Source organism: Streptomyces sp. NPDC054872 (assembly GCF_053610705.1).
This window is the reverse complement of the sequence record NZ_JBSGYY010000030.1, coordinates 23,613-44,997: the sequence shown is the minus strand read 5'-3', so window position 1 is coordinate 44,997 and position 21,385 is coordinate 23,613. Positions and strand designations below refer to the sequence as shown.

The following is a 21,385-nucleotide window of genomic DNA, read 5'->3' as shown; positions in this document are numbered from 1 at the left end:
GGGGCACCCATGTCGGATAGGCGTGGAGCGTCCACGGCGGACAGGCGCACGGCGACGACAGGACTGGCGTTCCACCGGCTCTCGGCGCAGAGCGTCCTCGCTCTCGCGCGGGGCGAGGGCGGCGGCGCTGCGGTGGAGGAACTCCTCGCCGCCGAGCGCAGCCGCCGTCTGCTGCTGGTGCGGGCCCTCGCCGACAGCCTGGGCGAGGGCGACCCGCCGCAGCCCGCGGGGACGGCCCCCCTGTCGCAGCGAGCGGCCTGGACGCTGCTCGCGCGCGCCCAGCAGCACGCGCCCCGGGCGTTCGAGGACACCTTGATGTGCCCGCACACCGGTATGTGGCTGTCGCTCGCCCTGCGCAGGCTGCGCGGCGCGGCGGCCTACGAGGACGCGCCCCTGTGGGTGGTCGCGGGGCACCTGTCGGCCCTGGCCGCCGCCGCTGCCGCCAGGGCGGGCCTCGACTTCTCCCTCACCGTTCCGGTACGCCACGGCCGGGTGCCGCTGCCCACCCTGGGATGCGCGGAGTTCGCGGACGCCACGGAGCCGTGGGGCACCGCCCGGATCGACGCGCGGCAGGGGCGGCTGCGGATCACCGCGGGGCGGGAGACGGTGACGGCGGGGCCCGACTGGTCCCGCGGGGCGCCGGGCTGGCACGCGGTGCGCCGCCTGGAGCTGGAACCGGCAGGCCCCGGGAAGCTCCTGCTGCTCGACGAGTCGGACCCCTACCGCACCTTTCCGCACCCCAGCCCGCCCCGTTTCCTCTCCGCCGCGGAGGCGCGGACCTGGCAGGACCTGCTCACCGACGCGTGGGAGATCCTGCGGCGCGACGAGCCGGAGAGCGCGGAGGCGATGCGCGTCGGGCTGATGTCGCTCGCGCCCACGCCGGCCAGGGAGAGATACCGGCCGCACAGCGTCACGGCAGGGGACGCGTTCGGCGGCGTCATGGCGTCGCGGCCGGACGACGTGGCTCAGCTCGCCGCGACCCTGGTGCACGAGTTCCAGCACACCAAGCTGGGCGGCCTGATCCACCTGGGGCCGCTGAGCGAGCCGTCGGCCCCGCCGGAGCAGCTCTTCTACGCCCCCTGGCGGGACGACCCGCGGCCGCTGGGCGGGCTGCTCCAGGGGATCTACGCCTTCGCCGGCGTGGCCCGGTTCTGGTCCGTCCACCGGCATGCCGCCGACGCCGCGTACGCCCCCATGGCCCACTTCGAGTTCGCCCTCTGGCGCGCCCAGGTGTCGTCCACCGTGGATCTCGTCCACAGCCACGACCGCCTGACGGCCCTGGGGCGACGACTCCTCGGCGCGCTGCGCGAGAGGTGCGAGAAGTGGCTGGCCGAGCCGGTGCCGCCCGCCGAACTCGCGCTGGCACAAGAGGTGGCGGCCGACCACCGCGCCCGCTGGCGGGCCCACCACCTACGACCCCCGGCCGCGGCCGTGGAGGACGCCGTACGGGCCTGGCGGCGAGGGGACGCGAGGCCTCCTGCCGCGCTCGCGGCGCGGCCCGAACTCGCGCCGGTCGCCGACACCCGTTACCTGGACACCGCCGCCGTCCTGGCCCGCTACCGCCTCGGCGCCCCGGCGGCCGACCCGAGTGACATCGAGGGTGTCCGCCCCGCCGACCTGCTGCTCGCGCGGGGTGACCTGAGCGGGGCGCGGGACGCCTTCCTCACCCAACTCGCGGGCGAGGAGACGGCGTCCGCCGCCTGGGCGGGTCTTGGCAGGGCGCTGGCCGGGGCCGCCGAACACCGGGATGCCGCCCGCCTCCTGCGCCACCGCCCGGAAAGGGCCCGCGCCGTACAGAGCGCGCTGGAGCACGCCACGGGGCGGGCCGCCGATCCGGTGGAGCTGGCCGGGTGGCTGGGGCGGGGCGAGCCGGACCTGGACTAGCGCGGCGGGGGCGCGAACCCCCACCGCGGCCGGTTACAGCGGCACCGGGTCGATGTCGCAGTTGGCCCGCTGTCCTGCCTTGGCCTGGACGGTCGCCGGGTGCGGTGCGGCGTTCTCCGAGCGGAGCCGGGGTTCGTCGAGCACGCGCTCCATCCGTGCGATCGTGTCGGCCCGCAAGGTGACTCCATCGGCCTCCTCGCCCACCGCGACGAGGTCCATCGCCAGGTTCAGGGCGCAGGCCAGCGTGGTCGGGTGGTCCTCGCCGAGCGTGGCACGGCAGCGCTCCAGGGTCTCCCCGCCGAGCACGCGGGCCGTGGCGTGATCGCCGAGCGCGGCCAGGTCGCTGCCCAGATTGATGGCGCAGGCCAGCGCGATGGGATGTGCGGGGCCGAGCCGTTCGGTGAGCGAGGAGAGGGCCGCTTCGTCGAGCCGGCGCGCCTCGTCGGGCTGACCGAGCAGACGCAACGTCACTGCGAGATCGATGTCGGCGGACAGCACGTGCGGGTGGCTGGGGTCGAAGATCTCGCGGTACCCCTGGCAGGCCTTGACGCCCCGCTCACGTGCCGCCTGGAGGTCGCCGTTCTCGCGCAGGGCGATGGACAGCGTCAGGGCGGCGGACAGCGACTGGGGGTGGTTGTCGCCGTACCGGCGGGTGAAACGTGAGCTGGCGTCGAGGGCCATCTCCAGGGACTTGGCGTGGTCGCCCTCCTTGCGGCAGGCCTCGCTGAGCTGGCGCACCGTCTCGATGGTGGCGGGGTTGCCGCGCCCGAAGGCCTCGCGGTAGGCAGCCATGACGGCTTCCTGGCGGGCCCGCGCGCCGACGTAGTCCCCCGTCTCGCGCATGTCGATGGCGACGTTGTTCTCGGTGTGCAGCGTCTGCTGGTGGTCCTGGCCGAGGACGCGCAGCTTCAACGCCAGGGTCTGCTGGTCGAGTTCGAACGCCTGGCGGTAGTCCCCGATCAGACGCAGGCTCACCGCGAGGTTGTGGGCGGTGTTGAGGGTGGTCGGGTCCTCTTCGCCGAAGGCCCTGCGCGCCCGCTCGTACACCGTGCGGTCCAGGTCGGCGCCGAGTGCGAAGTCGCCTTCGACGCGTCGCACGGCCGCCTCGAAGTTCATCGCGTCCAGGGCGTCCTCACGGGAGTCCTCGTGGTCGGCCGGGGCCGTGCGCTCGTAGATCTCCCTGATCCGGGTGACCAGGTCCGCGGCCTCGCGGTGGCGGCCGACGCTCCAGTAGAAGAAGCCCAGCTTCCGCCCCATGATGAGCGTCATCTGGTCCTCTTCGCCGAAGACCTCACGCCAGGTCTCCCAGGCCCGCTCGGAGAAGTCGATCGCCACGTCGTGGTCGCCCCAGCGGTACAGGTACTCGGCGACGTTCAGGACGAGCTGGCGCACCCAGGGCTGGTTCGACTCGACGGCCTCCGACGCGATGACATGGCTGTAGAGCTCCGCGTACCGCGGCCAGTTGGCCGGGGACACCGGCGACTTGGGGTCGGCGGCGGCGAGCAGGGTGTGGGCCCCGTGACGCATCCGGGCCTGTTCCTCGGGGGACATGCGGTTGTTCAGGACGAGCTGTACGAGGCGGTGCATCTCGATGGAGTTCGTACGGTGGTCGATGCGGGCGAGGGAGTAGCGGTTCACTTCCCTTATGGCGCGCGCGAGCCGCATCGGGTCGTTCAGCGTCGCGTCGAGCTCGGGGAAGATGCTGCTGTTGCCCAGGCCGGAGAAGATGGACCGGGAGATCGGGTCCGGGGCGAAGTACGAGCAGAGCTGCAGCAGACGCAGGGCCGAGGGGCTCCGGGTCTCCAGGTGGTCGAGGGAGACGTTCCACGCGGCCGCGACCGGCAGTTGGTAGTCCGGGGGAGGGGACGTCTCCAGGAGTTCGGTCCGCTTGTTCTCGAAGAGGCGCAGATACTCCGAAGCGGGCATGCCCGTCTCGGCACGCCACGCGGCGGCCTGCTCCAGGGCCAGCGGCAGGTCTCCGAGCGCCTCGGCCAGACGGTCCGCCTCTCCCTCCTGGAGGGGCGGCCCGGAGTGGCGCAGGAGTTCCTTGCTCTCCTCGCGGGTGAAGACGTCCACTTCGAGTGAGCCGCCGACCAGGCCCCACCGCCGGTTGCGGGAGGTGACCAGGATCGTGCCGTTGCCCCCGGTGGGGAAGTAGTGGCGTACCTGCTCGGGGTTGTCGGCGTTGTCGAAGATCAGCAGCCAGCGCGAGTACGGCCGGCCCTCGCGCAGCGCCTCACGCACCGCGGGTCCCGCGATGTTCGCCTCGGTGCTGGTCTCCAGGCCCAGGCGCCCGGCCAGCTCCACGAGTGCCTGACCGATCTGGCCGGGCCGCTCGGAGGGGATCCACCAGACGATGTCGTACTCACCCTGATGGCGATACGCGTACTCGATGGCCAGCTGTGTCTTGCCCACGCCGCCCATGCCGTGAATCGCCTCGGGCAGGACCGTGGTCGTGCCTTCGCGCAGGCGCTCACCGAGCAGTTCGAGCAGCTCCGCGCGGCCGGTGAAGTTCGGATTGCGGGGCGGCAGGTTTCCCCAAACGCGCGGCAGTGATGTGCGGTCCCCCTCGATCGTTTGCTGGGGTGTAGTCGACATCACCAATGCTCCTTCGGGATGGGGCCGAGAGACGGGGGTTTGACCGCTTTTCTCCAGGCTGACTGCGTATCGACGATCGTGCCAGCCAAGTACCCCTGCCAGCAGGGCGGCGCGCTGCATGAAACGCCCGGAGAGTGCCCGCAGCGCGGCGAGTTCCACGCGCAGGAAGTCGATGTTCCGGCTGTTCACCCGCGGCATGGCCAGGGTGTCCAGCGGTTCTGCGGGGGAGGGGAGCGGCGAGGGGGTTTCCGTTCCGTCGGCCGCCAGCAACGCGCGTACGTCGTGCAGGATCCTTGCCGTGTCGCTGCGGCGGCCCAGCGCAAGGAGCTCCTCACGGATGTCGGGAGCGAAGGAGAACGCCACGTCCGTGAGGTCGTCGCCCTGTTCCCCGCTGGGCCGGACGAGGCCGCTCATCAGCAGCTCGGACGCGTGCACCGGGCCCGCTCCCGGCGTGGTCTCCAGGACCTTCTGGATGAGGGGGAGGCTGAGAGGCACGGCCGATAAGCGGGTCGCCAGCGTGAAGGCCGTGGGGGAGGCGCCGGCGCGGAAGTCCGACACGCGCTCCGCCGCGGGCACCGTACTGCGCGGGTCGGGCACGTCGTTCGTCCAGGGCAGGGCGCGCGCGGCGTCCGGCCTGCGCTTCCACTCCCGGGCCCGGACGGCGGACATCTCGAGCCACTGCGGCTCGGGGCCCGTGAGGAGCTGGGTCCAGGCCTCGGCCCAGCGGTTGGTCAGGGCAAGGACCGGCACGAGGACCGTGTCCCCCTCGACCTCCGGCTCGTCCGGGTCGCGCGACTCGACCGGGGCCTCGCGCAGCTCCCAGTCGAGCTCGCTGTTGGCCGCCCAGGCGTGACCGGCGCGCAACCGCACCCGGCAGACGTCAAGGCCGGTGCGGAACCACAGCTGCTGGGGGAGCACGTGCACCACGGCGACCGGGCAGGTGCGGCCCCAGGCACGCAGCAGGGGCATGACGGCGCCCGACCGCCAGCCGGCCGCGAGACCGTCGGTCAGCACGAGGACCACGCGGCGCATGTCCGCGATGCCACCGAGCGGTTCCTCGGGGCTGATGCGGGCGGGGGCGGTCTCGTCGGTGCCGCGCAGGCGCAGGACGCGTACGCGCGCGAAGTCCCCGCCACGCTTCAGCTCGCCGACCAGTTCGTCGACCACCTGGTCCCACACCTTCATGGTCAGGTGGCCGTCCACGACGAGGACCGCTTCGGCGCGCTCCTGTCCTCCGGACCGGCCGGACCTGGCGCGGCCGAGTCGGCCGAGGACGGACGCGGCCTCACGTCGTGCCCGCGTGGCCGGTCCCCGCTGCCCTCCGTCGTCATGCATATGCGCCCTCAAGGCGTCGAGGCGGCCTGGACAGTTGTGCGGAGTCCCGCAGAGCGCGGGCGTGCGTGACATCCACAAGCGCAGCGTGACAGTGCGCCCGCACTGCAAGCAAGGGGGTACGGCGGCATGGGCCGGGGCGCACGGAAATCGTGCTAGAAGTCACCTCTTCGGCAGGGAAGGTCGTGCCTGCGACGGAATGCGCGGTGACCCCGGGGTGCGGCCGCGTGCGCCAGGACGGGGAGTGCGTGCCCCCCGCTCGTACACGCGTGCGCCCGGCCCATAACTGCGTGCGCCCTCCGGAGAGCGACCGAGCGAGGGGAGACGGCCACGCGGCGAGCGGGTGGCGCGCAGCGGCGAAAGCCTCCTCGTTCATGGCGCGGCACCCCCTCTCGCCCTATGCGGGAGGTCCACGGACTGGGCCTGTGGCCGTCGGGGCCCGTTCAACTCGTCACCGGCGCACGGTCGGGGCCAGGTGGCCCGGGTCTGCGCTCGGGATCGTCGAGCAGGATCGCGAGGTGGCGTCCCACGTGGTTGTCCCAGCCCTCGGGGCCCAGCGCCAGAGCCTCCTTGCGCCAATTCCCGGCGCGCGTCACCAGGCTGGACAGGCCCCGGTCCTGGACCATCTCGGCGACCGCTTCCTTGAACGCGGGGTCACCGCAGTCGCCGCGGTGCCAGATCATCGCGGGCACCCCCGCCCGCAGGCCGGCCATGAACTCCTGGTGGCTCGTCGGGCAGTCGGTGCCGGGCGGTTGGCTCAGCACCAGACAGACCGCGTGGTCGTCCTCCTTCAGTTCGCGCTCCAGGTGGAAGTGCGACTGGCCGGGAGGGTTGAAGTACGAGTGGCTGTCGGCGGGTTGCTCCTTGAGCTGGCGCCACTTCTTGTGCCAGGGGCGGTGCCAGGCGGCCTTCCGCAGGCGTTCGAAGCTGCGGATCAGAACCGAGTAGTCCATCACCAGGGGGATGGGTGACGGGGACGAGGACTCCTTGTGCCACCACTCCACGGGCTCCCCCAGCAATTCCCACGGGAGGATGAATTCCAGGACGACAGGTTGCCTCAGGTCCGCCCATCGCTCCTCGGTCTGCTCGATGAGGACCTCGACCTCGGCGGGCAGGTCGTCGCGGTGCAGATGCAGGGTCTCGCCGGGCACGGGATGCCAGCCCTCGGCGTCCGACTGGCGCCAGTGGGAGAGGAAATAGCGGTCGGGATCCACTCCGTCGGGTTCGAACTGGATCATCAGATACGCGGGCACCATGGGCGGCGGGGCCTGCTGGGCCATGCCGCTGCGCTGCCAGTCGGCGATCTGCTCCTCGAGCCCCCATGTCCTGGCCTGTCGGCGGTTCCAGCGGCGCAGGTCCTCCGCAGCCTCCATCTGTCCGTCCTCCACGAGCCGTTCGGCGGCCAGGGCCAGGAACGCCATGCTGACGGGGAGTTCCTTCGCGGCGGTGTTGTCGCCGGCCAGTCGTAGAAAGACTGCCCATCCCGTGTCGCACCACGCGGGCAATTCCTGGGTGCGTGAACGGCTGGCACGCCGGGCGAGCGTGGCGAGCCCGGCGGCCGAGCGCATGTCCCGCAGGATCGGCTGCAGGGGGTGCAGGTCGGCGCCGTCGAAGAACTCCACGGCCTCCCATTCGTCCACAAGACGCCGCAGCGACAGCACGGCGGAGGACCGCTGCTCCAGATACTGCAGGCAGCGCACCAGACTCGTGAGACCGTCCGGGGCCTGCGAGCAGTGCTCCACCAGTTGCAGCAGCCAGGGCCGCAGTGCCGCGTTGCGCAGGGGGTCCACGGGGGACGCCAGCTCGTCGCTCAGCATGCGCACCCAGATGTCTGCGCTGTTCTCCTGTCGTACCGTGCTCGAATCCTGCAGTACGTCGACGATGTCGGCGACCAATTCGTTGCGAACCCTCGCCGGGCTGCGCCCTTCCACCCCCGTGACCTCCCGATCGCCACCAGCAGCCAGCAGTCAGCACTCATGTGAATCGATGGTGCGGCACCGTCAAATCGATGGTGGCGACAAGCGTACGGCCACAGCCCAGCTCAGGGCAGGCCTCCGGTCATTCGCGGGCAGAGCTGTGACCAATGGGCGGACTCCCTCAACTGCTGTGTGTGCGGCTCTAGTTCACGTTTCGGTCACGTGTGCGCCAGTCCTGATTTCAGGCCCGCCCCGCACAGCGGCACCACGGCACTCCGCTCGCCGAGCGCGCCGTCCCGTACGGCTGCCCAGCACGCGACCCCGGTCGTCTCGACGAACAACCCCCGGCCCGCCAGGTCACGTTGGGCGGCCCGGAGCTGGTCCTCCGTCACCGTCAGGAAGCCGCCGCCGGAACCGCGTACGGCCCGCAGGATCTGCCGTGCCCGGGGCGGGCGCGGAATCGCGATGCCCTCTGCGAGCGTGGGCGCCGCCGGGGTGTTGCCCAGGGGCTCGTCGGCACCCGCGCGCCAGGCCTCGGCCAGCGGGGCGACCGCGGCGGCCTGCACGGCGTACAGCGAGGGAGCCTTCGCGATCAGGCCCGCCGCGTGCAGCTCCCGCACCGCGAGGGCCGCGCCCAGCAGCAGGGTGCCGTTGCCCACGGGCAGGACGAGGGCGTCCGGCAGGCGGCCGCCCAGGTCCTCCCAGAGCTCGTGGACGTATGTCTTGGTGCCGTGCAGGAAGTAGGGGTTGTGGACGTGCGAGGCGTAGAAGGTGCCCGGCTCGTCGGCGGCCGTCCGGGCCGTCCATGCCGTCTTCTCGCGGCCTCCGGGGACGACGTCGAGCCGTGCGCCGTGCGCTTCGATCTGCTCCAGCTTCTTCGGTGAGGTGCCCTCGGGGACGTACACCGTGCAGGACAGTCCGGCCCGCGCGCAGTACGCGGCGACCGCCGTGCCCGCGTTGCCGCTGCTGTCGGCGATCACTCTCTCCGGGGCGAGCCGCTGCGCGAGCGCGGCGAGCATGACCGCGCCGCGGTCCTTGAAGGAGAGCGTCGGCATCAGGAAGTCGAGCTTGGCCGAGATCGCGCCATCCAGCGGTACGAGGGGTGTACGGCCCTCGCCGAGCGAGAAAGCGGGGGCGGGCAGCGGCAAGGACTCCGCGTACCGCCACAGGGAATTGACCCTTCCGTTCAACGACTTCAGCGGCGCGGGGCTGGGGGAGAAGTCCAGGTCGAGCGGGCCGCGGCAGACGGGGCAGCACCAGGCGAGAGTGCCCGGGGGGACGCGGGTTCCGTCGCTGGGGCAGAAACAATCCGGCAATGCTGTCATGTACGCAGGCTAGTTGGGACAGTTGGGGCGGATGTGTCATGACGGGTGCGTGGCGGTCATGTTACGTCCGGTACTGACCCTTGTGGGATTCCTATGGATCCGCCAATCTTTCGTCCCGACGAAGGACAAGAGCGGTGAGTCGCCCCGTCAAATTGACATGTCCCTGCCTCCTCTGCCCTTGCCCTCGTGCGTGTGAGCACCACCGGCACCACCCCCCACCAGCGCACCACCTATTGAGGAGGACCCCTCAGATGGCAGTGATGCGTCATACCCGCCGAAGACTGGCCGGGATCAGCGCGACAGCGGTCGCGGCGCTCGCCCTCGGCCTCGTCTCCGCCCTCCCGGCGACCGCTCAGCCGGGTCAGGCCGAAGGCACCGTCGAGAACGCCGGAGTCCCCGGCGCGATACCGGGCAGCTACATAGTCAGCCTCGACGAGGACGCCGCGAAGGCGGGCTCCAAGGCGGGCAAGGCCCTGGCCGAGAAGTACGGCGCCGAGATCGACCGCACGTACAAGAAGGCGCTCAACGGCTACGCGGTCGAGCTCTCCGCGGCCGAGGCGAGGAAGTTCGCCGCCGACCCGGCGGTCGAGTCCGTCGTGCAGAACCGGACGTTCACGGTCGACGCCACCCAGCCCAACCCGCCGTCCTGGGGCCTGGACCGCATCGACCAGAAGACGCTCCCGCTGAACAACTCGTACACCTATCCGGACTCCGCCGGTGAGGGCGTCACGGCGTACGTCATCGACACCGGGGTCCGCATCAGCCACAGCGACTTCGGTGGCCGCGCCTCCTACGGCTACGACGCCATCGACAACGACAACACCGCTCAGGACGGCCACGGCCACGGCACGCACGTCGCCGGAACCGTCGGCGGAACCCTGCACGGCGTCGCCAAGAAGGCGAAGATCGTCGGCGTGCGCGTCCTGAACAACCAGGGCTCGGGCACCACCGCGCAGGTCGTCGCCGGCATCGACTGGGTCACCCAGAACGCCGTGAAGCCCGCCGTCGCGAACATGTCGCTCGGTGGCGGCGCCGACAGCGCCCTGGACGCGGCCGTACGCAACGCCGTCGCGTCCGGCATCACCTTCGCGGTCGCGGCCGGCAACGAATCCGTCAACGCCTCCACGCGCTCTCCCGCGCGCGTGACCGAGGCCATCACGGTCGGCGCCACCACGAACACCGACGCCAAGGCGAGCTACTCCAACTTCGGCAGCGTCCTCGACCTGTTCGCGCCGGGTTCGTCCATCACCTCGACCTGGAACACCAACGACACCGCGACGAACACCATCTCGGGTACGTCGATGGCGTCCCCGCACACCGCGGGCGCCGCGGCGCTCTACCTCGCGGACAACCGCACGGCGACCCCGGCACAGGTGTCCGCGGCCCTGGTCAGCGCGGCCTCGACGGGCGTCGTCACCAGCCCCGGCACGGGCTCGCCCAACCGCCTCCTGAACGTGGGACCCGGCTCGACCAACCCCCCGGGCCCCAAGTTCGAGAACACGACCGACTACGCGATCAACGACAACGCCACGGCCGAATCACCGGTCACCGTGAGCGGCGTCCCGGGCTCCGCCCCCGCCGCCCTGAGCGTGCCGGTCGCCATCAAGCACACCTACGTGGGTGACCTCCAGGTGCAGCTGATCGCGCCCGACGGCACTGCCTACACGCTGAAGGGCTATGGGACCGGCGGCAGTTCGGACGACATCAACACCACGTACTCGGTGAACGCGTCGTCGGAGACGGCCAACGGCACGTGGAAGCTGCGGGTGAGCGACAACGCGGCACAGGACGTCGGCAGGATCGACTCCTGGGGGCTGCAGTTCTGAGTGACCCCCTCCTATTCCTCGTCCTCGCGGTACGGCTCCGGGTCGGTGACCCAGCCCGCCGCGAGGACGAGGCGCGAGGTGCGATGGACGGCGAGGAACCCGAAGGGGCGGTCGAAGACGGCATCGATCTCGATGGCGAGGTAGCGCTCTTGCGGGATGCCCGCGGCGCATGCCTCGAATGCCGTGACCGTCGCGGCCCGGAAACCGAGCGCCCCGAAGGTGGCGGTGGCCGCCTGCGCCCCCTTCTTGACCGCCAGGGGGAGGGGGCTGATGCCGGAGAAGTGGCCGTCAGGCGTGGCCGTCGTGGCCGTCGCCAGGCCGAACAGCGGGCCGTGGGCCAGCAGGTCGTGCCGCGCCGACATCGTGAACGGCACGGTGGTGACGTTCAGTGTCGGAGGCATGGGGTGCGTGCAGCGCACCTTGCGCACACTCAGTCCGGGGCCGACATCGCCGTAGGGCAGCCGAGGGCCCGGGAGCACCGCACGCGTGCGCGCGAGGATGTCGACGCCCGCGCCGAGGACCTGGCCGGGGCTCATCGACTCCTCCCCGAGGAGGAGATGGACATCGACTCCGGTGTCGCCGATGACCTTCAGCTCCGTGACGGAACCGGCCGGGGTCTCGGCGACACCGACACGGTCCAGGAGTGATGTGGTGCGGTACAGGGCCGCGAGCGCTCGGCCCTGCCACGGGCCGCTCTCGGGCGACGAGGCGCCCTCGGTGAAGGGCTGGAACCACTCCGTACGCAGGGCAAGCGCGCTCGCCAGGACGAACTCCGCGTCTTTGTCGGGGTGCAGCGGCATGCGGTCGATCTGACCGCGGGTGCGCTTCGACGCCCACGCGTCCAGTGCCGCCGCGTCCGCTGCGGGATCCCCGGTGAGTACGCCGAGCGCCCCCAGGGGGAGGCCTGTCCGCCACTGCTCCCGCAGCTCCAGCGTGCGCTTGGTCCACATGCCGATGGCCGCGTCCACGCCACGCATCGCTGCGACCGATTCCAGCATGTGCCGCGCCGCGCCCGCCGCGTGGTCCGCGGGGAGGCCGACCGCCTCGGTCAGCTCGGAGCGGGCCTCGCCGTGCGCTCCGGCCGCCAGGAAGGCCAGCAGGGGCCACACGCCCGCCGCGGAGAAGACGGTGCCGCTGTGCGCGGGCGCCGTGTCGGCCCAGCGCGCGGTCAGCCTGTTGACGGCTCTCACCGTCACGGCAGATGTGCCCATGTGGTCCCCCGCTTGTGCGCCGCACGCGATGCGTACGCCCCCGCATCGACCGACCCGGTCGAATCAGGGGCACCGTACTCGCGGACATGCCAAGGCGCTCAACCGCTCTGCTTAAGGGCCTTTTGTCCGCTTCTGTGATAGTTCTTCGGCGTGACGACCGTCGTGACGCCGACTGTCGCAGGCCGGCGTGGTGCGAGGCCCGCGGCGTTGGATCCTCGCCGAAGGGGTAGCCGCAACGACCGGAACGGGGCCAGGGTTTCGTGCGTCGCGCACCTCTCCCGCGGGCTTCTCGTCGTCGTCGCTCTCCTGAACGCCTCTCTCGTCGTGCTCGTCGCGGCTCCGTTGCCCCGCATCTCCCTCCTGGTGCTCGTCGCGGGGGCGGTCACCTCCTGGGGGCTCGTGCTCGTGCCGCCCGCGGTCATCGGCCTGGTCGCCGGAGCGGCCGCGGGGCGGCGGCACCCCTGGTGCGCCGGAGTGGCCGTACTGACCGCGTTCGTCGCGCTCGTGTACGGAGTCATGCCCTATGCCGCCGCGTACCGCACCGCCGAGGAGCACGGCCAATCCCTGGCCCCCGGTGCCTACTTCGAGGGCGTCAACTACGCCAAGGCGCCCGACGGTGATCGCACCCGCCGTTACGCCCGCATCGGCGAGCGGCGCGGAAAGCTGGACCTCTGGACCCTGCCGAAGCGGGACGGCGTGCGCCACCCTGCCGTGGTCTGGGTGCACGGCGGAGGCTGGAACAAGGGGCATCGAGGTCAGAGCCCCGCATGGAACCGCTGGTTCAACGCGCGGGGCTGGTCGGTCTTCGACATCGACTACCGGCTCGCGCCCCACGTGACCCAGCTCGACCAGATCGGCGACGTGAAGTGTGCCGTGGGCTGGGTGCGGCGGCACGCGCGCGTGTTCGGCATCGATCCCGACCGCCTGGTCCTCGCGGGGAGTTCGGCGGGCGGCAACCTCGCGCTCTCCGCCGCTTACACGGAGGGTGATGACCGCGTCCCGTCGTCCTGCGCGGTGCGTGACAGCTCGGTCGCCGGGGTGATCTCCCTCTACGGGCCGACCGACATGGGGCGCCTCATCGCGGGGACCGCGCTGCGCGGTGACCCCATGATCCCGCGTCTGATGGGTGGTTCGGCGAAGGCCGTCCCTGCCCGCTACCTCCTGGGTTCGCCCGCGAAGCTCGTACGGACGGATGTGCCGCCCACGCTCCTGCTGCACGGCAGCGCGGACCGGGCGGTGCCGGTGGCGCAGGCGCGCGAGCTGGCGCGGCGGCTCGACGCCGTGGGGGCGCCGGCGACGTACGTCGAACTGCCCTGGGCTGACCACTGTTTCGACGTGAACTGGGGCGGCTGGGGGAGCCAGATCGCGCGCTCGGCGATCTCCCGCTTCCTCGCCATCCGGGGTGAGAACGCTTGATCGCCGCCACTCGGGGCATCCCGGGAGTGTGATCGCCATAGCCGCGGAAAGCCCCTGCGTAAAGACCTGCACACCCCAAAATCATCACTTCGGGTGATTCCTTGGCCTTGGCTTGCGGCCAACAACCCACGGTTGCCAGGCTGTTGCTGTCTGTCAACCTGATGGGAGTGGCCAGTGACTTTCGGTGAACAGCCGGCGTATCTGCGTGTCGCGGGTGATCTCCGCAAGAAGATCGTCGACGGTTCGCTGCCGCCGCACACCCGCCTCCCCTCCCAGGCCAGGATCCGCGAGGAGTACGGGGTGTCGGACACGGTCGCCCTGGAGGCGCGCAAGGTCCTGATGGCCGAGGGCCTCGTCGAAGGGCGTTCCGGATCGGGCACGTACGTGCGCGAGCGCCCCGTGCCCCGGCGCGTGGCGCGCACCGGTTACCGGGCCTCAGGCGGCTCCACGCCGTTCCGTCAGGAGCAGGCGGAGGACGGCGCACGCGGCACCTGGGAGTCCCGCAGCGAACAGGTGGAGGCCTCCGGCGCGATCGCCGAGCGTCTCGGCATCCGCGCGGGCGACCGCGTGATGTGCACCAAGTACGTCTACCGCGACGCGGGCGAGGTGATGATGCTCTCGACGTCCTGGGAGCCCCTCGCCGTCACCGGACGCACTCCGGTGATGCTCCCCGAGGAGGGACCGCTGGGCGGCTGCGGAGTGGTCGAGCGCATGGCGGCCATCGACGTGGTCGTGGACAACGTCGCGGAGGAGGTCGGCGCGCGCCCGGGGCTCGCGGAGGAGCTCATGGCGCTCGGCGGTGTCCCCGGCCATGTGGTGATCGTCGTGCAGCGGACGTACTACGCGTCAGGCAAACCCGTCGAGACGGCCGACGTCGTGGTCCCCGCGGACCGGTACCGGATCGCATACCACCTGCCGGTGAAATGACCGGGCGCTCCGGCGTACGCCCGGAATACGGACGGGCCCGTCCGCCCGCCGTGATCGCGAGTTAACGCCCGCCCGGCTTCCGTAACGCCGGAGCAACCAGGTCCCGTGACGACTTGTCATGTACGGCTCCTAACTTCATCGCCCGTACCCGCAATCCGGTCGGACGACAGGAACCCTCATGACGGATACGGCCACCCGCGACACCAGCGCGGCCGCAGGACCACCGCCCAAGCGCAGCTACGCGCGGATGGCGGCCGACGAGAGCCGCGAGGACTACTCCTTGCGGTACGCGCCGCACTCCTTCCGGCGCTGGTCGCCGACGATGGTGGCGTCGACCGCACTCGGCGGCATCGCCTACCTCGCGGACTTCGCGATCGGCGCGTCCATCGTCTTCACCTACGGCTTCACCAGCGGACTCGCCTCGATCCTGTGCGCCGCGACGATCATCTTCGTCACCGGCATCCCGATCGCGCGGGCCTGCGCCAAGTACGGCCTGGACATGGACCTGGTGACCCGGGGCGCGGGCTTCGGGTACTTCGGATCGACGCTGACGTCGCTGATCTACGCCTCGTTCACGTTCATCTTCTTCGCGCTCGAAGGCTCGATCATGGCCCAGGCCATGCACCAGGCCGTCGGGCTCCCGGTGGAGATCGGCTACTTGATCACCACGCTCATCGTGATCCCGATCGTCTTCCGCGGCATGGGCGCCCTGGCCAAGGTGCAGGCCTGGACGCAGCCGATCTGGCTCGTCGGCATGGTGCTTCCCTTCGTGGTGCTCGCCTTCGAGGCGCCGGACGCCTGGGGCGCCTTCGGCTCCTTCGGGGGCACCGAGGGCGCGGGCAGCGGCTTCTCGTGGATCGCCTTCGGACTCGGCACGGGCGTCGCGCTCTCCCTCATCGCCCAGATCGGCGAGCAGGCGGACTACCTGCGCTTCATGCCGGCCAAGACCGAGCAGAACAAGAGGCGTTGGAATCTGGCCGTTCTCGCGGCGGGCCCCGGCTGGGTCATCATCGGCGCGGCCAAACAGCTGGGCGGGGCGCTCCTGGCGTTCGCGGCGCTCGAAGCCGTCGGCAAGACGCACGCCCTTGAGCCGATCGCCCCGCAGATCGAGGCCCTGAAACCCTGGCTCGGTTCCTTCGCGCTGCCCGCGGCGGCCCTCTTCGTGATCGTCTCGCAGATCAAGATCAACGTGACCAACGCCTACAGCGGCTCGCTGTCCTGGTCGAACTTCTTCTCCCGCATCACGCACCGGCACCCGGGCCGGGTCTGGTACATCTTCCTCAACCTCGCCATCGCGCTGACGCTGATGGAGATGAACATGTTCGCGGCCCTCAACAAGCTGCTCGGCTTCTACTCGAACGTCGGCATCGCGTGGATCGTGGCCGTCGCCGCCGACCTCGTCATCAACAAGAGGATGGGCTGGAGCCCGCCGTACATCGAGTTCAAGAGGGCCTACCTGTACGCGGTGAACCCGGCGGGCTTCGGTTCGATGGTCATCGCGTCGGTGGTGTCGATCCTGGCCTTCTTCGGCCTCTTCGGAACGTACGCGGAAGCCTTCTCGACGTTCATCGCGGCCGGTCTCGCCGTCGTCCTGTGCCCGCTGATCGCCTGGGCGACCAAGGGCAGGTACTACTTGGCGCGCCCGAATCCGGTGAACGGCCCGCACGTCGACGTTCCCGACGTGACGGCCACGCACGCGTGCGGTGTCTGCGAGACGGCGTACGAACTTCCCGACATCGCGGACTGCCCGGTGCAGTCGGGCCCCATCTGCTCGCTGTGCTGCTCGCTGGACGCGGAGTGCGGCGACGTCTGCCGTACGTCGCCTTCGAGTACGCCGGTGCTCATGCCGATGCCGACGGTGCGCGCCGACTGACTCGGGACCGTCGTCGACCCGCAACGGACGACCCGCTGACATCAGGGGGCGCACTCGACAAAGTGCGCCCCCTCGGTGTTGGCCAATTGCGTACCTCTTTGTGTAAAGCCGTATCCGCTGAGTAAAGGTCGGGCGTAGGCTCGGGCATATGCGGATTGCGGTTTCCTTACTGATCGAGGCGTGGCGCGCGCCGGGGGCGGCGAGCGGAGGGGCGCGATGAATGACGGAACGGCCGTACTGCCCTGGTTCGTCATCCGGCAGGACGACAACGGCAACCGCTACAGGGTGGGCAGGTACGCGACGAAGGCCGAGGCCGAGAGGATCGCGCACAGCCTCGACGACGACGGCCGCCAGCAGCTGTACTGGGTGGAGAAGCTGAGCCAGAACGGCAGCGCGCACTGACCGCATAGGCTCCGCCGCATGACGGAACGGATCGTGGTGGGCGCCGCCCTGTACGACGGCGGGCGCCTGCTTGCGGCGCGGCGCAGCGCACCCCCTGAGCTCGCGGGCCGCTGGGAACTGCCCGGCGGGAAGGTCGAGCCCGGTGAGCGCCCCGAGGAAGCCCTCGTGCGGGAGCTGCGCGAAGAACTGGGTGTGGACGCCGAGCCGGTCGCGAGAGTGCCGGGCGAATGGCCGCTCAAGCCGGGGTACGTCATGTGGGTGTGGACGGCGAAGCTCCGCTCCGGAGCCCCCGAGCCCCTGGAGGACCACGACGAACTGCGCTGGCTCTCGCCGGACGAGATCTGGTCGGTCCCGTGGCTGGACGCGGACATCCCGGCGGTGACGGCCGTGACCGAGTGCCGCTAGGGCAGGCCGGGAGCCGTCGGCCGGGGGAGCGCGCGAGGTGATGTCTCCCCGCACTCGAGCCCCACCTACGCCGTTCGTGCCACAGTGCACCCAGGTAAGCGGTAATTCCGCCGGGATATCGGGTATGTGCCCATTAACCCCATGAAACCGGACAAGGGTCCGCTGTTGCTGGTCTGGAAGTGATCGGCGTGATCGACACCGAAGGCGACTGCGCCGAGTGGGATTTTCCCGCGGACCCGGGCGCCGTGCGTATGGCCCGTGCCGTCGTCCGCAAGCAGCTCGGAGCCTGGGGCCTCACCGGCCTCGGTGACATCACCGTCCTCCTCGTGAGCGAACTGGTGACCAACTCCCTGCGGCATGCCTCGGGCCCCATCGGAGTACGGCTCGTACGTCAGGCCGGGCCCGTGGGAACCCTCCTCGTGGAGGTTTCCGATCCGCTGCCCGACCCGCCCCGGGAGCGGGACGCCACGCCTGATGACGAGGGGGGCAGGGGTATCCAGTTGGTGGCCCGCGCGTCGCGGCGCTGGGGCACACGACAGGGCAGAACGGGGAAGACGGGGAAGACGGTGTGGTTCGAGCTGGTGCTGCCGGGTTAGAAGACTGGCAGCGTGAGACGGACACAAGACGGTCACGGGCCAAAAAGAGTTGAGTCCGTGCTGTGATCGTGAACGCCGTGTGGCGTGGCTCCGTAGTGCTGGATACTGCGGGCAGCCGCATCCGGTGACCGGTGCCGGACGTGGTGAGCTGGAGGGGACGGTTCGCGTGAGCGAGATACCAGCGAAGGCGACGGAGCAGGACGGGCCGTCGGGTGACGCCAGGGGCGAAGCTGCGGATGATGTGATGTGGCAGAGCAGTCCACCCGGTTCGATCTATGACTACATCAAGGTGGCCTCGTTCTCGATCGGCCCCGACGGTCTCATCGACCAGTGGAGCCTGCGTGCCGAGCGGCTGTTCGGAGTGGCCGCCGACGACGCCGTGGGCAGGGACCCGATCGAGGCCTTCGTACCGGCCGAGCTGCGCAGCAGCGGGCACCGCAAGATGGCGGAGATCCTGGACGGCAGGGAGTGGACCGGGTCCGTTCCCTTCCGGACGCCCGCGGGGACGGGCGGGCCGGGCGGACCCGCTGGACCCGGTGGAGCCGGCGCGCCCGGACCCGCTGGAGCCGGGGCGCCTGATGGACCCGGCGGGCCCGGCACGGGCTCCTTCCGGGGCACCGAAGGCATCGCCGAGGTCTATGTCATGCCGACCGAGACGGAGGAGGGTGAGCGGGCCGCCGTCTGCATCGTCGTCGACGTACGGGCGCTCCGGCAGATCGAGACCGACCTCGCCGCATCGCAGGCCATTTTCGGCCAATCTCCCTTCGGTTTCCTGTTGTTCGGCACCGATCTGAAGGTGCAGCGGGCCAACCGCCGCTTCGCCGCCGTCTTCGGAGGCGGCGTCGAGGACCACCGGGGCCGCACCGTCCACGACTACCTGCCCCGGCACGAGGCCGACCGCATGGCAGCCGCCCTCAAGCGCGTCCTGGAGACCGGCGACTCCGTCACGGACATGCAGATCGTCGGCCCCGCCCCCGGCAGCAACGACCGCCGCCACTGGTCGATCAACCTCTACCGCGTGCACAGCGGTTCGGGCCGCCCCATAGGCATCGCCGGCCTCGGCACCGACGTCACCCGGCGGCACGCCGCCGCCCGCGAGGCCGCCCACGCCCGCCGCAACCTCGCCCTGCTCAACGAAGCGGGCGCCCGGATAGGCAACTCCCTCGACCTGGAGACGACCGCGCGCGAGCTGCTGGACGTCACCGTCCCCGGCTTCTGCGACCTCGCGTCCGTGGACCTCTACCAAGGGCTGCTCGACGGCGACGAGACACCTCCCGGCCTCGCCGACGGGAGCGCAGAGTTGCGCCGCGTGGCCTTCGCGAGCGCCGTCGCCGACGCGCCCTTCCCGGAGGGCGGCCACCCGGTCGACGTGGGCGCCGTGCACCGCTTCGGCTTCACTTCGCCCTGCGCCGACGCCCTGCGCACGGCGCGGCCGAAGCTCGTCTCGGCGTCCGACGACGGCTCCGCGAGCAGGCTCACCGGCGGGCTCATCCAGTCGACGCTCGCCGTGCCGATGGTCGCCCACGACACCGTCGTGGGCCTCGCCCAGTTCTCCCGCACGAAGGGGAGCGAGCCCTTCGGAGAGCGTGATCGCTCCCTCGCCGTCGAGCTCGCCGCACGCGCCGCCGTCTGTATCGACAACGCCCGCCTCTACCGCCGCGAGCACGAACGCGCGCTGATACTGCAGCGGTCCCTGCTCCCGCCGGACGACCCCGAGGCCTCCGGCCTGGACATCGCCTGCCGCTATCTGCCGGGCAACGCGGCCACCGAGGTGGGCGGCGACTGGTTCGACGTCATCGAACTGCCGGGCCACCGCACCGCGCTGGTCGTCGGCGACGTGATGGGCCGCGGCCTGCGCGCCGCCGTCGCCATGGGTGAACTGCGCACCGCCGTACGGACCTTGGCGCTCCTGGACCTGGAGCCCGCGGAGGTCCTCTCCGCGCTCGACGAGATCGCCCGCGGCCTCGGTGACCCCTCAGGCACCCAGCAGGCCACGAGAGCGGCCCGCCAGACGCGTTCCGCGAGCGAGACGGACCTCTCCGAGGTGTACCTCGCCACGTGCGTCTACGCGGTCTACGACGCCGTCACGCGTCGCTGCACCTTCGCCAACGCGGGGCATCTGCCGCCCGTGCTCGTCGAGCCCGGCGAATCGCCGCTCATGCTCGACGTGCCGCCCGGCATGCCGCTCGGAGTCGGCGGCGAGCCCTTCGAGGAGGTCGAGGTCGAGCTGCCCGAGGGCGCCCTCCTCGCGCTCTACACGGACGGGCTCGTCGAATCCCGCGACCATCCCCTCGACGAGGGCCTGAACGCCTTCGTACGGGCGCTCGACGACCCCGCGCCCGCACTCGAGGACGTCTGCGACCACGTCCTGAACACCCTCGACACCCACCACGGAGAGGACGACATCGCGCTCCTCATGGCCCGCATCCAGGGCCTGCCCGCCGAAGCTGTCGGCGACTGGACGCTGGAGCGCGACCCGAAGTCGGTGGGCCGGGCCCGCGAACTGGCCTGCGCACAGCTGCGTTCCTGGGACCTTGACCCCCTCTGCGACACGACCGAACTGCTGGTCAGCGAGCTGGTCACCAACGCCCTGCGGTACGGCGAGGGCGACATCCGGGTGCGGCTCCTGCTCGACCGCACCCTGGTGTGCGAGGTGTGGGACGCGGGGCTCGTCCAGCCGCGCCGCCGCCGGGCGCGTGACACGGACGAGGGCGGCCGCGGGCTGCAACTGGTCGGCCTGCTGAGCGCCGCCTGGGGCTCGCGCAGAACGCCGCGCGGCAAGACGGTGTGGTTCGAGATGCCGCTGCCGGACAGCGGGGTGGAGCCGATGGACGCGGCGGAGGCGCTGCTCAGCCTCTTCTGACGGCTGCCGTGCGCGCTGGGCGTACGTGGTGGGGAAAGGGGACGGTTCGGGGCTACGTGGTCGCCTTCAGGGCGGCGAGGCGGGCCTCGACCTCCGCCGTGTCGCCCAGGCTGTCCAACTGCTCGAACTGCGCGTCGAGGGACGACGCGGCGAGCTCCTGCTTGCCCAGCGCCCTGGCCTCCTCGCGGCGCACCTTGTCCTCGAAGCGGCTCAACTCGCTCGCCGGGTCGAGGACATCGATGCTCTGGGCGGCGTCCATCATCTGGTTCTGCGCCTGCGCGGTCTTGGCACGGGCGACCAGCTGATCGCGCTTCGACCGGAGCTCGGTCAGCTTGATCTTCATCTGGTCGAGCCCGGACTTCAGCTTGTCGACGACCTCGCTCTGCGAGGCGATCGTCGGCTCGGCGTCCTTGGCCTCCCGCTCCGACTGCAGCTGGCGCTGCAGGGCGACCTTGGCGAGGCCGTCGAACTTGTCGGCCTCCACCGCGCTTCCGCCGGAGCGCAGTTCGTCCGCCTTCTTGCTGGCGGCGACCGCCTTGGCGCCCCATTCGGCTGCGGCGTCCTGGTCCTCCTTGTGGTCCAGCTCCAGCATCCGCAGATTGCCGATCGTGGTCGCGACCGCCTCCTCCGCCTCCCGGATGTTGTTCGTGTAGTCGCGGATCAGCTGGTCGAGCATCTTCTGCGGGTCCTCGGCCTGATCGAGGAGGGAGTTGATGTTGGCCTTGGCGAGCTGGGCCACGCGGCCGAGGATCGTCTGCTTCGTCATGTGGGCTCCTTCTGTCCGGGTCGGTAGGAGTGCAAGGGGTGCGTG

Annotated in this window: 14 protein-coding genes; 9 read left to right on the top strand and 5 right to left on the bottom strand. The window is 71.0% G+C overall.

Going from position 1 to position 21,385, the window contains the following annotated elements:
* Positions 1–9 precede the first annotated feature (9 nt).
* Entirely contained in the window at positions 10–1,884 is a 1,875-nt protein-coding gene (locus ACWGIH_RS30325; protein ID WP_453448331.1) for an HEXXH motif domain-containing protein, read from the top strand.
* Positions 1,885–1,917: 33 nt separating this feature from the next.
* Here the strand turns inward: ACWGIH_RS30325 and fxsT are convergent, their stop codons facing one another.
* The 3 genes from fxsT to ACWGIH_RS30310 all read right to left on the bottom strand — a co-directional run bounded on the left by fxsT (position 1,918) and on the right by ACWGIH_RS30310 (position 9,055).
* Complete coding sequence (gene fxsT / locus ACWGIH_RS30320; protein WP_453448330.1) at positions 1,918–5,817, bottom strand: FxSxx-COOH system tetratricopeptide repeat protein; 3,900 nt, start codon at positions 5,815–5,817, stop codon at positions 1,918–1,920.
* A gap of 440 nt (positions 5,818–6,257) precedes the next feature.
* Positions 6,258–7,745, bottom strand: a complete 1,488-nt coding sequence (locus tag ACWGIH_RS30315; protein ID WP_453448329.1) for a VMAP-C domain-containing protein — start codon at positions 7,743–7,745, stop codon at positions 6,258–6,260.
* Between the two features lie 203 nt (positions 7,746–7,948).
* Entirely contained in the window at positions 7,949–9,055 is a 1,107-nt protein-coding gene (locus ACWGIH_RS30310; RefSeq protein WP_453448328.1) for a threonine synthase, read from the bottom strand.
* A gap of 251 nt (positions 9,056–9,306) precedes the next feature.
* Here ACWGIH_RS30310 and ACWGIH_RS30305 point away from each other — a divergent pair, with 251 nt between their 5' ends.
* Complete coding sequence (locus ACWGIH_RS30305; RefSeq protein WP_453448327.1) at positions 9,307–10,881, top strand: S8 family peptidase; 1,575 nt, start codon at positions 9,307–9,309, stop codon at positions 10,879–10,881.
* Positions 10,882–10,892: 11 nt separating this feature from the next.
* Here ACWGIH_RS30305 and ACWGIH_RS30300 read toward each other — a convergent pair whose 3' ends face one another.
* A complete protein-coding gene (locus ACWGIH_RS30300) occupies positions 10,893–12,092 on the bottom strand; it encodes a serpin family protein (RefSeq protein WP_453448326.1) in 1,200 nt (399 codons plus the stop codon).
* Positions 12,093–12,242: 150 nt separating this feature from the next.
* Here ACWGIH_RS30300 and ACWGIH_RS30295 point away from each other — a divergent pair, with 150 nt between their 5' ends.
* The 7 genes from ACWGIH_RS30295 (at position 12,243) to ACWGIH_RS30265 (ending at position 20,574) form a co-directional block, all read left to right on the top strand.
* Positions 12,243–13,508 (top strand): alpha/beta hydrolase fold domain-containing protein, encoded by a 1,266-nt coding sequence (locus tag ACWGIH_RS30295; protein ID WP_453448325.1) that lies wholly within the window; start codon positions 12,243–12,245, stop codon positions 13,506–13,508.
* Positions 13,509–13,682: 174 nt separating this feature from the next.
* Complete coding sequence (locus ACWGIH_RS30290; RefSeq protein ID WP_453448324.1) at positions 13,683–14,435, top strand: GntR family transcriptional regulator; 753 nt, start codon at positions 13,683–13,685, stop codon at positions 14,433–14,435.
* Positions 14,436–14,613: 178 nt separating this feature from the next.
* On the top strand, positions 14,614–16,308 hold the full coding sequence (locus ACWGIH_RS30285; RefSeq protein WP_453448323.1) for a purine-cytosine permease family protein: 1,695 nt from the start codon (positions 14,614–14,616) through the stop codon (positions 16,306–16,308).
* A gap of 216 nt (positions 16,309–16,524) precedes the next feature.
* Positions 16,525–16,710: an SPOR domain-containing protein gene (locus ACWGIH_RS30280; protein ID WP_453448322.1), complete on the top strand. Its 186-nt coding sequence runs from the start codon at positions 16,525–16,527 to the stop codon at positions 16,708–16,710.
* Between the two features lie 18 nt (positions 16,711–16,728).
* Entirely contained in the window at positions 16,729–17,115 is a 387-nt protein-coding gene (locus ACWGIH_RS30275; protein WP_453448321.1) for a (deoxy)nucleoside triphosphate pyrophosphohydrolase, read from the top strand.
* Positions 17,116–17,294: 179 nt separating this feature from the next.
* The gene (locus ACWGIH_RS30270) at positions 17,295–17,711 is read left to right on the top strand and encodes an ATP-binding protein (RefSeq protein WP_453448320.1); all 417 of its coding nucleotides are present in this window, start codon (positions 17,295–17,297) and stop codon (positions 17,709–17,711) included.
* Between the two features lie 166 nt (positions 17,712–17,877).
* A complete protein-coding gene (locus ACWGIH_RS30265; RefSeq protein ID WP_453448319.1) occupies positions 17,878–20,574 on the top strand; it encodes a SpoIIE family protein phosphatase in 2,697 nt (898 codons plus the stop codon).
* 52 nt (positions 20,575–20,626) lie between these two features.
* Here the strand turns inward: ACWGIH_RS30265 and ACWGIH_RS30260 are convergent, their stop codons facing one another.
* Positions 20,627–21,340, bottom strand: a complete 714-nt coding sequence (locus ACWGIH_RS30260; protein ID WP_453448318.1) for a PspA/IM30 family protein — start codon at positions 21,338–21,340, stop codon at positions 20,627–20,629.
* Between the last annotated feature and the right edge of the window lie 45 nt (positions 21,341–21,385).